Source organism: Vibrio sp. 1CM2L, assembly GCF_023161695.1.
In the GTDB taxonomy this organism is placed as follows: Bacteria; Pseudomonadota; Gammaproteobacteria; order Enterobacterales; family Vibrionaceae; genus Vibrio; species Vibrio coralliirubri.
Genome location: NZ_JALNTT010000003.1, coordinates 284,460 through 298,366, shown reverse-complemented (window position 1 = coordinate 298,366; position 13,907 = coordinate 284,460). Strand labels below are relative to the sequence as shown.

General features: G+C 46.1%; 13 protein-coding genes. 3 read left to right on the top strand and 10 right to left on the bottom strand.

All coding sequences use genetic code 11. The annotated features are described in order from the left end of the window. Positions 1–6 precede the first annotated feature (6 nt). The 6 genes from cyoD to MSG34_RS11380 form a co-directional block, all read right to left on the bottom strand. A complete protein-coding gene (cyoD, locus tag MSG34_RS11405) occupies positions 7–318 on the bottom strand; it encodes a cytochrome o ubiquinol oxidase subunit IV (protein WP_016786088.1) in 312 nt (103 codons plus the stop codon). Further along, positions 318–935 carry a cytochrome o ubiquinol oxidase subunit III gene (cyoC, locus tag MSG34_RS11400; RefSeq protein WP_016786087.1) on the bottom strand — a complete coding sequence of 206 codons (618 nt, stop codon included), beginning with the start codon at positions 933–935 and terminating at the stop codon, positions 318–320. Before cyoC ends, cyoD begins: the two co-directional genes overlap by 1 nt. Then, positions 925–3,012 carry a cytochrome o ubiquinol oxidase subunit I gene (gene cyoB, locus MSG34_RS11395; protein WP_248337472.1) on the bottom strand — a complete coding sequence of 696 codons (2,088 nt, stop codon included), beginning with the start codon at positions 3,010–3,012 and terminating at the stop codon, positions 925–927. The genes cyoC and cyoB overlap by 11 nt, the downstream gene beginning before the upstream one ends. 5 nt (positions 3,013–3,017) lie before the next feature. After that, on the bottom strand, positions 3,018–3,914 hold the full coding sequence (gene cyoA, locus MSG34_RS11390) for a ubiquinol oxidase subunit II (RefSeq protein WP_081228834.1): 897 nt from the start codon (positions 3,912–3,914) through the stop codon (positions 3,018–3,020). A gap of 754 nt (positions 3,915–4,668) precedes the next feature. After that, positions 4,669–7,767 carry an efflux RND transporter permease subunit gene (locus tag MSG34_RS11385; protein WP_248337471.1) on the bottom strand — a complete coding sequence of 1,033 codons (3,099 nt, stop codon included), beginning with the start codon at positions 7,765–7,767 and terminating at the stop codon, positions 4,669–4,671. Positions 7,768–7,775: 8 nt separating this feature from the next. Continuing rightward, positions 7,776–8,897, bottom strand: a complete 1,122-nt coding sequence (locus MSG34_RS11380) for an efflux RND transporter periplasmic adaptor subunit (RefSeq protein ID WP_048616648.1) — start codon at positions 8,895–8,897, stop codon at positions 7,776–7,778. Positions 8,898–9,133: 236 nt separating this feature from the next. Here MSG34_RS11380 and MSG34_RS11375 point away from each other — a divergent pair, with 236 nt between their 5' ends. After that, positions 9,134–9,748 (top strand): TetR/AcrR family transcriptional regulator, encoded by a 615-nt coding sequence (locus MSG34_RS11375; RefSeq protein ID WP_248337470.1) that lies wholly within the window; start codon positions 9,134–9,136, stop codon positions 9,746–9,748. Positions 9,749–9,766: 18 nt separating this feature from the next. Here the strand turns inward: MSG34_RS11375 and MSG34_RS11370 are convergent, their stop codons facing one another. Next, the gene (locus MSG34_RS11370) at positions 9,767–10,678 is read right to left on the bottom strand and encodes a LysR family transcriptional regulator (protein WP_248337469.1); all 912 of its coding nucleotides are present in this window, start codon (positions 10,676–10,678) and stop codon (positions 9,767–9,769) included. A 148-nt stretch (positions 10,679–10,826) separates the two neighbouring features. Between MSG34_RS11370 and MSG34_RS11365 the strand changes: the two genes are divergently transcribed. Together MSG34_RS11365 and MSG34_RS11360 are read left to right on the top strand one after the other, a co-directional pair. Further along, the gene (locus MSG34_RS11365; RefSeq protein ID WP_248337468.1) at positions 10,827–11,132 is read left to right on the top strand and encodes a monooxygenase; all 306 of its coding nucleotides are present in this window, start codon (positions 10,827–10,829) and stop codon (positions 11,130–11,132) included. A 73-nt stretch (positions 11,133–11,205) separates the two neighbouring features. After that, the gene (locus tag MSG34_RS11360; protein ID WP_248337467.1) at positions 11,206–11,580 is read left to right on the top strand and encodes a hypothetical protein; all 375 of its coding nucleotides are present in this window, start codon (positions 11,206–11,208) and stop codon (positions 11,578–11,580) included. Between the two features lie 88 nt (positions 11,581–11,668). Here the strand turns inward: MSG34_RS11360 and MSG34_RS11355 are convergent, their stop codons facing one another. From MSG34_RS11355 to MSG34_RS11345, 3 genes are all read right to left on the bottom strand, one after another. Next, positions 11,669–12,196 (bottom strand): cytochrome b, encoded by a 528-nt coding sequence (locus tag MSG34_RS11355; protein ID WP_248337466.1) that lies wholly within the window; start codon positions 12,194–12,196, stop codon positions 11,669–11,671. 108 nt (positions 12,197–12,304) lie between these two features. Next, positions 12,305–12,823, bottom strand: coding sequence for a lipocalin family protein (locus MSG34_RS11350; protein ID WP_050645693.1), 519 nt, complete (start codon positions 12,821–12,823; stop codon positions 12,305–12,307). Positions 12,824–12,973: 150 nt separating this feature from the next. Continuing rightward, positions 12,974–13,834, bottom strand: a complete 861-nt coding sequence (locus MSG34_RS11345; protein WP_248337465.1) for an AraC family transcriptional regulator — start codon at positions 13,832–13,834, stop codon at positions 12,974–12,976. Between the last annotated feature and the right edge of the window lie 73 nt (positions 13,835–13,907).

Below are 13,907 nucleotides of genomic sequence, written 5' to 3'. Positions count from 1 at the left end.
CCTAGCCTACAACTTCATGTTGACGTTCATGTTGTAGATGATCCATACCGAGCCAGCGATAAGAATCAATACAACAATGGCGGTAAACATCAATGACACCAAGTTCCAACGTCCATCGGAAGATTTCGCTTCCATGTGCAAGAAGTACTTAAAGTGGACAAAGATTTGTACCAGCGCACAACCGAACAAGATCACATAAGTTTCCGTGCTTGGTAGCGCATGTGCCCACACGATGTAGAACGGAATAATGGTGAGAATCAGTGACGCAATAAAGCCTTTCACATAATCCGTTGCACCGCTATCTAGATGCTGTTCCATTACATCACCCCCATTAAGTACACGATGGTAAATACACAAATCCAAACGATATCAAGGAAGTGCCAAAACAAGCTTAAACACTGGAAACGCATCGACATGTTGTCGTTCAATCCTTTGGTTGAAAGCTGGTGATACGCCACCGCCATCCAGATCAGACCGAACGTTACGTGCAAGCCGTGTGTGCCAACCAAGGTAAAGAATGCTGAAAGGAACGCACTCTCTTGAGGACCATAGCCTTCTGCAATCAAATGGTGGAACTCATACACTTCCATACAGATAAAGGCTAAGCCCAATACGAAAGTCACTTTGATCCATCGCTTCAGTCCTAAAACATCTTTACGCTTCATCGCAATCATGCCAAAGCCAAAGGTGATACTACTGAACAGCAGCATCATTGTTTCGACAAACACGAACGGCAGTTCAAAGATGTCTTTACCTGTCGGCCCTGCAATTGATCCACTCTCAAGCACGGCATACGTCGCGAAAAGCGTGGCAAACAGGACACAGTCACTCATCAAGTAAACCCAGAAGCCAAACAACTTGTTGCCCGCAGCTTCGTGGTGATGATCATGCGAGTGTGCAAGATCATAAGTGTGTGACGGAGTATTAGCTTGCATACGTCGTCTCCAAATCATCTTTATTGTCGTTATTACCACTATCAACATCACTGTCAGCGCTGTTACCACGACCAGAATGGTCGCCTTTCACTGACTGTTTCTTCGCTTCTTCAAGCTGTGCACGTCGAGCCGCTTCAATCGCTTTGATCTCTTCAACTTCCACGTAGTAATCTACATCGTCGTTGTAGCTGTGTTGAATACACGTCACCACGATGCCTACTAAACTTGCAGCCGCGAGCCACCAGATGTACCAGATCATTGCGAAGCCAAATGCCAACGCCCATGCAGACACATAAATGCCTGTCGGTGTGTTCTTCGGCATGTGAATACGTTCGTATTCTTCTTCCTGAGTTGGATCAAACTCGCCACTTTGCTTTTGATACCAGAACGAATCGATCTCATCGCCCTTAGGCAGTTTTGCAAAGTTATAGAACGGCGGTGGTGAAGACGTTGCCCATTCAAAGGTACGTCCGCCCCACGGGTCACCGGTTAGATCTCGGTTTTGGTCGCGGTCACGAACACTCACGTAAATCTGAACAAACTGACACACCACACCCATCGCAATCACGCCCGTACCTGCAGCCGCAACCGCCAGTAGAGGGAAAAACTCAGGGTTAATGTCTTGGCTCAAACGACGCGTCATGCCCATAAAGCCCAGAGCGTAAAGCGGCAAGAACGCCATCAAGAAACCGATGATCCAGCAATAGAATGCGCGTTTGCCCCAAAGCTCGTTCAGAGTGAAGCCGGTCGCTTTCGGGAACCAGTAACCAATCGCTGCAAAACAACCGAAGACAACGCCGCCGATGATCACGTTGTGGAAGTGAGCAATCAGGAATACCGAGTTATGCAGAATGAAATCCGCACCCGGAACCGCCATCAATACGCCCGTCATACCACCTACAGTAAAGGTGATTAGGAAACCGACCGTCCACATCATTGGTGTGGTAAAGCGGATACGACCTTTGTACATGGTGAATAGCCAGTTGAAGATCTTAACCCCGGTTGGGATAGAGATAATCATGGTCGCGATGCCGAAGAAGGCATTCACATTGGCGCCAGACCCCATGGTGAAGAAGTGATGCAGCCAAACCACAAACGCTAAAATAGTGATAGCCACCGTCGCCCATACCAGCGAGGTATAACCAAACAGTTTTTTACGAGAGAAGGTTGCAGTTACTTCAGAGAACACACCGAAGATAGGCAAAATTAGGATGTACACCTCAGGGTGTCCCCATGCCCAAATCAAGTTCACATACATCATCACGTTGCCACCAAGGTCATTGGTGAAGAAGTGCGTACCGATGTATCTATCCAAAGTCAGTAACGCGATGGTGACCGTTAGGATTGGGAAAGAGATGATGATCAGGATGTTGGCACACAGAGATGCCCAAGTGAACACTGGCATCTTCATCATTGGCATAGATGGAGTGCGCATGCGCAAAATAGTCGCGAAGAAGTTCACACCCGTTAACGTGGTACCCACACCGGATATTTGCAGTGCCCATATCCAATAATCGACCCCGACTCCCGGGCTTGCCTCAATGCCAGACAGCGGCGGATACGCCAACCAACCCGTACGGCCAAACTCACCCAGGCCAAGTGACATGTTGGTTAGGATAATACCCACCACAAACAGCCAAAAGCTCAAGTTATTCAGGTAAGGGAATGCAACATCACGAGCACCAATTTGCAGCGGTACGATGATGTTCATCAAACCAATAACCAATGGCATCGCGACGAAGAAAATCATGATCACGCCGTGAGCCGTGAAGATCTGGTCGTAGTGATGTGGCGGTAAATAGCCCGTCTCACCAGCTGCAGAAAGCAACTGCTGACTGCGCATCATGACCGCATCAGCAAAACCACGAACTAACATCACCATCGCAACCGCAATGTACATGAAGCCCAGTTTTTTGTGGTCTACAGACGTAAACCATTCATTCCAGAGGTATTGCCACTTACCGGCTTTAGTGACCGCGTACACCACTAAAGCCCCCACCAAAGCGATCATGGTTAAGGTGACCAAAATAATGGGTTCGTGGTAGGGAATTGAGTCTAGAGTTAATCTTCCAAACATTACGATTATCCTTGGGTTTCCGGCAGACAGTTCATTGAACCAGGGTGCTGGGTCACGACATCAGTGAATAAAAATGGTGGGATACTAGAAAACAGCGTCACAGGTTCAGCCACACTTGGCGCGGCCAATGAACGGAACTGCTCCCAATCTTCAATACGATCAGGACTTGCTTTCACTTTCTCTACCCAGTTTAAAAACGCCACTTGATCAGGCATGGCCGATGCGGTGAATTTCATCTGAGAGAACCCTTTGCCACTGTAGTTCGAAGCAAAGCCTTTGAAGTCCCCTTCGTGGTTTGCAATCAAATTCAACTTAGTCACCATTCCCGGCATCGCGTAGATCTGCGAACCAAGACGCGGGATAAAGAACGCGTTCATGATGTTGTCTGAAGTCAGCTTAAACGTCACCGGAACATCTTTCGGGAACGCAACATAGTTAACCGTCGCAATGTTTTGCTCCGGATAGATGAACAGCCATTTCCAGTCCAGAGAGACCACTTCGATCACCATAGGTTTAACGTCACTTTCTAAAGGTTTGGATGGCTCCAGTTCGTGTGTTGTTCGCCAAGTGATGGTGGCTAGAATCGCAATAATGATGATTGGAATTGTCCATACCACTATTTCAATTTTGGTTGAGTGTGCCCAGTCTGGTGCATACTCTTCCGTGGTATTGCTTTCGCGGTATCGGTAAGCAAAGTAGATGGTCATCAGAATTACTGGGATGACGACAATCAACATCAGCAACAGAGCCGTAATAATCAGCTCTTTTTCCTGAACGCCAACGCTACCTTTTGGGTCGAGCAATGCGGAGTTACATCCTTCGAGCATAAGAATGGTTCCCAGCAAACCAATCTTCGACAAACTTGTCCTCGATAAAATGCGTTTATATCTTGAAGCTTCCATTAACTTTCTCGATGGTTATCCAGCCTCAGAACGAACGCCTAAGTACTGGTTGTCATGATCATTAGAATATTTATGTGTTGAGCATGTGAAACGCCGCATCTCAAAAAGCAATGCAATAGAGCCCGTTACCGCTGAGTTAAAACCACACAGAAAACATGACTTAATTGTTACACTTTGAAATACATTGTTACATTTGGCGCATTATGAAGAGTTGAATTTGAAAGCTCACCAAACAAACTTGGAAACTAACCTTCCATTTATGGATGCGAAAACTAAGAAGTAGAAGAGGATTAAGACACACACCAGCAGCGTGCTACATGGGTGGAGCCAGTGCTGACAAGGGATTTAGAAAAAGCAGATAAACACTCGCGCGTCACCAAAGCTCAGGGCAAGTTCAAGGTACATTAGAAAGAGCGAATAAATAGAAGTGTGACGCCCGTCAAGATTGTGAATTCACATACCATTTACAAGGTATTCACTGGTTAGATTATTCAAAATACCCACTCATTCACCAGAAAGATAACCAATCATTCATCGATGCACTAATGTGACGAATTGAAAGAATATAATGACTAACAGAAAGAATACTATGGCTAACAGAAAGGATAATTTGACTAATTGAGGGCGTAATCGCGGTGAAAAGAACAACAGAATGGTAGGAATTGGGATGAATTTATCGAGAATAACAACACCATAATCGAGCCAGATACGGCTCGATTATGGGCAATTGAAGAGCAGTTAAATTGAAAAACAGTTACGCAGCTTGAGTCGCGATGGTTTTTCGCTGATTTCGAGTCATCAAGTGATAAACCACCGGCACAAAGTAGAACGAAATAAGTGTGGTTAACACCGTACCGCCCACAATCGCGACCGCAAACGGAGGCCAGAAACCACCGCCAGCAATGATCAATGGCATAAAGCCGCCCACGGTTGTAATCGTGGTTGAACTGATATGTCGAGTACATGACATCACAGCTTCTACCACCGCATCGACATTACCTGATGAAGCTTCTTTATCGAGTTTCAATTCGGTCAGAATGACAATGGCCGCGTTAATCGCTAAACCTGCAATCCCGAGCATTGCGATGATCACCGTAAAGCCGAACGGATAACCGAAAATCCACACCGACAACAACCCTAGACCACCCGCCAATCCTGCGACCATGAAGATGATGCTGCTCATTCGGAATGAGTTAAACGACATCACCACCACCAACACCATCAATACCACCACGACTGCGACGTTCGAGATCAAGCTGTTGACTGAATTATCTCGTTCAGCAGATTCACCACCAAAACCAATCGTATAGCCCGATGGCATCTGATAGCTTTCTAGGCGTTTTTGGAATTCATTGAGCACGGTTTGAGGTAAGACACCCGCTTCAATATAACCCTCAATGGTATTCACACGCTGCCCGTTACGGCGGGTGATTGCACCCCGACTTGTGGTCAGTTCAAGCTCAGCCAAGGTAGACACATTGATACCCGTAGAATAGACATCAGAGCTTATCGGCAAACGAATATTACTCAGGTGAGCCAAGTTTTCACGCGCATCATCCGCAACACGAACACGGATTGGCACCGACTCACTCCCCTCAATCACAGAGCCACTTTCACGACCTGTCAGCGTGGTTTGCAACATGCCAGCAAACTGGTTCAATGAAATACCATTCAGCTTTGCGGTGTCTTCATCGACTTTCAACCACACCTTAGGCGTACCCGGTTGCAGCGTTTCCCTTGTGTGCGTGACATGAGGAACACCCGCCAAAATTAGACGAACATCTTCACCAATCGCTTTTAGGGTATCGAGGTTTTCACCGTAAACTCGCAGTTCAACTGGCGCAGTAAATGGAGGCCCTTGGTTGAGCTTACGTACCAAGATTTGTGCTTCCGGCACCTCTTCATCCAACACCTTTTGCAACTGTGGAATTAGCGCATTGGCTTGGTCAAAGTTCTCTGTTTTGACCATCGCTTGCGAGAAGTATGGCGCATTATTTTGCCTTGCTTGCAGGTTGTAATAGAAGGATGGGAAGTTTGCGCCCACGAGCCAATCGATACGCTCCACTTCGGGGTAACGATGAATGATGTCGTCTATTTTTTTTGAGGTATTTTTAGTGGCATAAATGCTTGCTTGAGGCGGCATGTAAACCTGAATCTCAAACATGTCTCGGTCTGATGGCGGGAAGAATTGCTCAGTCAGCTGAGACATACTCCAGTAGCCAGTAAACGGAACCAACAGCACCAAAGCAATCGTGATGATTGGATGCGTTACGCCAAAGCGGACAGAAGATGAGAACCAGCGCGTCAAAGCCGGAATTCTTAATCCAGTCATGTACCAATGGTGCTGGCCTTTCTTGTCGACATCACTGAGTTGTTTGGGTAGTAGTTTGGTCGCTAAGCCTGCAATTAAGGTGTGCGAGATTATGTAAGAGCCGATCAACGAGAAAGAAACGGTAATCGCAATACCACCGACGAACTCACCCGATGCACCCGGCATCAAGATAATCGGGGCAAACGCCAACACGGTAGTTAAGGTTGAGCCTAATAACGGCACCCATAAATGCTTCAATGCATTCATGGTCGCTTCAGCTCGCTGTTGCCCTTTTAAACGATACGCTTGAATGGTATCGACCATCACCACCGCGTTATCCACCATGATCCCGAGCGCCACAATTAGGCCTGTCACCGACATTTGGTTAATCGGCACACCGGTCATTTTCATGATCGACAGGGTCAGTAATGAAGTTAACGGCAGAGAAATGGCGACTAAGATCGCGGCACGTACGCCTAAAGTGACAAACAGCACAATCAAAATCAGACCGAAACCGATCATCAAGCTCTTGCCTAAATCGTCTAAGCGAGTTTCGGTATAACCTTGCTGATTAAATAACACCGTCACCTTAACGTTACTTGGTAACTCTTGCTCAAATTTACCAATCAGAGCATTGGCTCGCGACGTCCAGTTATCGACTCGCAGATCAGGATGCATTCTTGCCGCGACAATCACTCCCGGCTCACCATCAATAATCGCAATTTGGTCTTGTGGGGTTTTCTCACCACGTTTCACAGAAGCAATGTCTTCCATGCGGATAATGTGACCATTGCTATCGGTAGCTATTGGGACTTGCTTGATACGTTCAATGGAGTCCAGTTCAGACTCAATTTCCAAACCAAAACGGGAATAGGCACTGACCAGTTCACCCGCCGAGTTCTTGGCGTCTGCCCCTTCGAGCGATTCAGCGATATTGGCACTCGAACGCCCTAGAGCAGCGGCATCGGCCGTACGTAAACTGATTTGAATCTCTTCTTGCGGCATCCCGTATTCATCAACAAATTCGGTACCCGACAAAGTTCGTAACCGCTTGGCGAGCTCTTTGGCATAACGGCCCAGCGTTAATCTGTCAGGCTCGCCTGCACCAGACCAAGTTAGAGATGCGATGGTCGTGAAAGCATAGGTATGGTCGCTATCGAGATCAGGAGATTGAGCACCCGCAGGCAAAATGGATTCGATGTCAGATAACTTGTCGCGAGCTTGAGACCAAACTGGCTCAGGCTCGGTGATGGTGTCATTCAATTCTAAGGTGACAATAGACACGCTCGGCCTAGAGGTTGAACTTACCAATTTAACTTCACTTAGCTCACGCAGCTTATTCTCGATAACCTCTGTAACCAAGGTTTCTACACGCTCGGCACTGGCGCCGGGGAAGCTGGTTGTGATGTTCGCGTAACGGTTGATGATTACCGGATCTTCTGCACGAGGCAACGTCATGAACGCAGAAATACCACTCACCATCAGCAGTGCGGTCATTAAGATAAGCAGTCGAGTGTTGGAAATAGTCTCTATAATTTTCATACTATTACCTACTCAGCCGCGCTGACTGGTTTCACGATTTGGCCCGGAACTAAGCGATGTAAGCCACTGGCAATGACCTGTTCACCGTCTTCAATCGCCCCACTCACGTATGCTTGTTGATTATTGGCAAACAACACCTGAACACTTCTACGTTCAACCTTGTTGTCTTCACCAATCACAAAGATGTTCCACACACCGCGCAATCCATCAATCAAACCGGTTAATGGCACCCAGTAACCTTGCTCTTCAATCTGTTCATCGAATTTAAGGTAGGCAAGTTGCCCTTCTAATACCGACGATTTTTCAGGAAACAGGTAACGCAAGCCGACACTACGAGATTGAGTGTCGACCATTGCGCCGGGATTCAATAGCTCCACGGCATACTCTGTGCGCCCAACTCGGATGTTTGGGGAAGAAAGTGAGGTGACTTTTTGCATTTGGTGAGCAGGAATACCAATGAAGGCCTCTTTGCCCTCAGAAGCAAGCAGTGTAAGAGTTGGATTACCGACATTCACCACATCTCCGAGCGAGACATAGCGGGTAGCGATGGTGCCAGAGTATGGCGCAAGCACTGTCGATTTAACCAATTTCAGTTCGTTGCCTTTCACTGATGCATCGATGCGTAGCAAGTTCGCCTGCAATACCCGTTGCTCACTGGTGAGAGAATCAATCTCCGCTTCGGCACTGAAGCCTTTGGCTTTCAATGAACGTTGACGCTTTAAGTTAGCAGCAACAAGACTCAACTGAGCTTTCACTTCTTCAGCCTGCGCTTTCAGTTGGCTAGACTCGGTTTCTAAAAGTTGAGTATCCAATCGGATCAACGGCTGACCGGTTGTGACTGTGTCACCGACATCCACCAGAATCTCATTGACCTTGCCCGCCAATTCAAAACCCAAATTAGCCTGTTGACCCGCCTTTACCACACCGACATATTCACGTTGTACGGCATACGATGGAGAGCGTTCCAAAGCGACAGTTTCCACTGTTAAGACTGTCGACGCTGCACTATTCGATTCCACTGCAGCATTATCTGCATCGGATGCTGTCTCGGCTTGTGTATTTTCACCACACCCGACAAGAAGAGTCGACAACGCCACTGCTACTGCGCTTCCCTTCATCAATTTATACATACTTCCTGTTCCTATGCGGTACTCAATTATGTTCTTTTTTTAGACTAACCAAACCAAACTAGACTGTCTAGTTTGATTGTGTTAAAAATAAGTTTCATGGTTAATGATTGATAAAACCATCACAAAAAGCATAATGCTTAGCGCCAAATGCGATACCTATTACTGAGTATCAATAGGCGTTAAGCAAACAGACAAGCTAGGTAACGACCCAACACCAAGTAACGAGAAGCAAGCACGTGACAAAAATCATCAAGAGTGAACAGAAGAGATCGCAGATCTTAACCGCAGCAAGTAAACTTTTCTCTGAACATGGCTTCAAGATCAATATGGATCAAATAGCCAAAGCAGCGAATGTTTCCAAGCAAACGGTCTACTCTCACTTTAAAAACAAAGACGAGCTTTTCGAAACCTGCATGCAAACCAAGTGTGCCGAGCGTGAACTCAGCCCTTCTGCTTTTGATATGAATGCCACTTTGGAAGAAGAATTGGTGAAGTTTGGTGTGAAGTTTCAAGATTTGTTACTTGATGAGCAGTCCAGACAGACCTTTCAAAATGCGGTTAGCCAATCCAACACGCACCCAGAGATCGCTTCGATCTACCTAGAAACAGGGCCGCAAAAAACTACCCTTTTGCTTGCCGATTATCTGCAAAGCAAAGTGGAATCGGGTGATTTAATCTTATCGACATCAAGCTCGCCGATCATTGCAGCAAGACAGCTCCTGCTGATGTTCCATGGCAAGTCGGCGTATTGGGGATTCTTCGGACTCGAAAGCGGTGAGTCTGAGCAAGAGAGACTCCTCTACACCAAAGAGTGTGTCGCGCTGTTCTTAAACGGCAATCAGCCTCGTTAATCTTAAAGTATTAAACCGTTAGCCAGCCATAGAAGCTGACTCAAGCAACAGTTCATAGAAACGTTTTGCGGCTGGGCCTGTCTTGGCCCCTTTTGGCAGAGTCAGATGCAGCGGAACGTGATACCCACTGCCATTTTCGACATTGAGCACCGTCAGCTTGTTCCCACCTCGACTTTCCACAATGTGCTTTGGTAATCGGCAATAACCCACGCCCTGCTCTACCGCGCCAAACGCATGGTCGAAATTATCCACCGTAATACGCTGACTCGACTTCAACCAACCCACATCCTGTTTATTCCCTTGGTTTTTAGTACCTTGACTGGATCGTGCACCTAAATCCCTCACCACAATTTGTGGCAAAGACGACAATTGACTCAACGACACAGAAGCAACACTTGCTAACGGATGTGAACTTGCGACAACAGGCTCCATCATAGTAAAACCAAAAGCCTCAGCAGAATGATTAGTGACAGGGAGATTAATGATGGCAACATCAGCGAGTTCTTGAGTGACCATTTCAGTCGTCTTAGACAATGACGTTTCCATCACTTGAATCGATGTTGTGCTGTTCTCCGCCATAAATTGCGCCATCGGTCTGTATAAACGTTCAAGACAACACAGATGATCCACGGCGACCACGATTTCAGACTCGACGCCTTTCGCCAGCTGTTCACTAATGAGTTCCAACTCTCTCGCCTGTTCCAACATGCTGCTTGCACGGCGCAACAATGATTTTCCATCTTCCGATAGCACCGCCCTGCGACCTTCAACTTGCACCAAAGACACACCCAATTGATCCTCCAATTTTCTCAAAGCATAAATCAGCGTGGTATGGCTCTTATTCAATTGCACTGCCGCCGCTTGAATGCTGCCTGCACGGTCAATTTCGTAAAGCGTTTGCCATTGGTCTAGGGTGGTCTTCAATCTCATCGGTCTAAAATCCTGACAGTTAATGGCAATATTATGAACTTTTCTGTGTGTTTTTTACAGGTAATATGAGTTTCAACAACAAACGAGAATAGCTTGTTTGTCTTGAACACCTATTTGCTAAACAGAATTTATTAAACGGAGAAACACCATGAAACTACTACAAGTTGATTTTGAATTTTCAGGCCCTTTCGGTGAAGAGATGTCAAACGCACTAGTTGACCTAGCAAAATCTATTAACAACGAACCTGGCATGATCTGGAAAATCTGGACAGAGAACGAAGCAGAAAAACTGGGGGGCGGCGTCTACTTATTTGAAGATCAGCTGAGTGCTGAAACCTATCTGGCGATGCATGCAGCTCGATTGAAAGACATGGGGGTGGAGGAAGTGCGTGGTGTGATTTTTGACGTCAATCAGCCCTTAACTACCATTAATAAAGGCCCAATCAACGCTTAACGCATCGCTCACTCAAGTATTGAGCAAAGAGACAGATTAGCGATATCACCAAGTTGAAAAAGAGATCGACACAATGAACAACAAAACATTCTTGAGCCTACACGGCATCATTTACGCAGGGTTTGCCTTCGCGCTGTTTTTCCTACCCACCGTTATGTGGCCAATGTACGGCGTAGAGATCAATGATAAGTACGCTTACTTTCTCTCTCAACACACCAGTATATTTTTGGGTGGTATCGCTGCAATAATCTGGCTGCTTAGAGAGATTGAAGCGGGGATCAGCGCCAAAAAACTCATCCAAGGCTTGGTTGTCACCAATATGCTGGGTGCGATCATCACATTGTATGCGGCGTTTACAGGAATATTTGTTGGCTTCGGCTGGAGTGATCCGGCGTTCTTCCTGTTTCTATCAATACTGAGCGTGTTGCAGGTTCGCAAGCAAGCTTAACTAGCCAATGAGTTCAGATAGCACAAACAAAAAAACACTCGGTATATGCCGAGTGTTTTCGTATTAAATCGTTCACTTTAACGTCAGGCTATGAACGACCAAGCATACGACTTAGCGTGCCATCTTTATCGACAAACTGATGCTTCAATGCGCCTAATACATGCAGAGTAAGTGCCACCATGATCAAGTTCACTGAGTTGACATGAACGAAAGAAGCCGCAGACTGTAACCATTCGGTTTTTTCACCAGCAGCGATAAGCTCGAACCCGAACACGTCTAATGCACGTCCACCTGCAACACTCATCACAGCGCCAGAAATTGGCATCGCCAACGTCACTAACAACAAGACATGGTGAATGCTTTTCGCTGCGATTTCTTGTGCTCTCGTCAATACGGCAACACTCTCAATTGCGCCTTCTTTAAAACGCCATACCAAGCGTGAAAGTGCGACAACTAAAACAATCAAACCCAACGATTTGTGCAGCCCCATTAACTCGCCTTTTTCGGGGCCTCGCGGCATGCCTTCAAATTGAAGTCCAACAACAAACACGACAAGGAACAAAATACCGGTAAGCCAATGGAAAACAACAGTCTTTTTCGATAACGATTTACTCATGATGACCACTTTATGTCTCTAATAATGACGCTATTTTCGCCTAATATCATTACACTTTATAGGGTAAATAAGTAAAGTTAGGTAAAGACCAAAAGAAGCCCAAAATCGTTACTTTGTGTGCTCGACAAAAATCAACTCGTCAGTGTTGAAGCCACGCTCTTTAGACATGCTTTTGAACTTCTCCATCACCTCTGGCGCAACTTCGGGTGTTCTTGAAAGCAGCCACAAATAATCGGTGTCTGGGCCAGAAACAAACGCGTATTGGTAGCCCTCTTTGTCCAATTCAAACACCACATAAGCGCCGTAGAAAGGGCCAAAGAAAGACACTTTCAGATAGCCTTGTTCAGAGCCTTCAACGAAGTACGCTTTGCCTTCTGCTTCGTTCCATTCACCCTCTTCCGCCGAATAGCCTCGGTTAATCACCTTCACCCCGCCATCATCACGCAGACTATACTCAGCACTGATGTTGTCTAAGCCACGCTCAAACGAGTGATCCAAACGAGCCACTTCGTACCATTTCCCTAAGTATCGATCCAACTCGAACTGTTGAACGGGCTTAACCGTTTCGGGCATGCCGACACAACCACCCAATAAGATCACGCTAAGCAACAATAATATTTTTTTCATCCTAACCTCGGCTTGTTTTTATTAGTAATGCGAGTAAGTCTCGTGAAAACATAAACTTACATCCTTGGCAATACGTTAAATCCATTTTTATAGTTCACTTAACTGTAATTTATTCAGAATCTTATGTGAATCGTTTAGTCTGCGAATAAATCAATGGCGTTTCATTGCTATTCGATATTGAGTCGGCGTCACCTGTTTATAGGATTTAAACTGACGATTGAAGTTGGCTTGGTTGTCGTATCCCACTTTCTCCAAGATCAAACTGACCGGCAATGATGTATTAATCAGTAAGTCGCACGCGACGTTCAACCTGATCTTTTTAAGTCGTTGACTGAAGCTCTCTTTATAGTGCTTTTGAAATAAACGCCTAACACTGCTCTCACTGATGTATAAGTGACTGGCTAAATCGTTAATCGAGATATCTTGAATAAAGTGATTCATTAAGAAGGCTTCGACCTTGTCTAACTTATCGCTGATCTCATCACCTTCATTGTCCTTAAAGATCGGGTTGATCAACTGCACCACTTCTTGGTCATCAAGTAATACCGAAAACAATGAGAATAGGGTGAGTAACTGTTGGTGTGGCGGTTTCTCCATCACCCTGTCTAGCAGTTCAGTCGCCTTCTCTGCCGAGCTGGGAGAGAACTGCAATCCTTTCTTTGAGCCTTCCAGCAGCGCACGCAACGGTTCAAGCTCTCGACAACTGGCTATCAATGGCTCTATCCAGTCTTTACGAAACCAAATCACATGCGTTTCACATACTCGTTGGTCATCCGTGCTGTCGTCCGAATAAATAGCATGGGGCAAGTCCGGCCCAACCAAAATCATATGGTTATGGAACACATCGCTTTGGTGATGCCCAATAAAACCATGGCCATTAAAGTGACGATGAATCGCTATCTCATACTCTTCATGTCGGTGCCAACCATAGCTTTTACTGTTCTCGACAATTTTCTTATAGCGCCAAGACATGCCAACTCGTTGTGGCACTTTTTCCAAGTAACCTTTCATTACGATACTCAATGACCTTTTAATATTGAAAGTATACGTAACAAACCACCCAAATCAGCACATTGACTGAAAA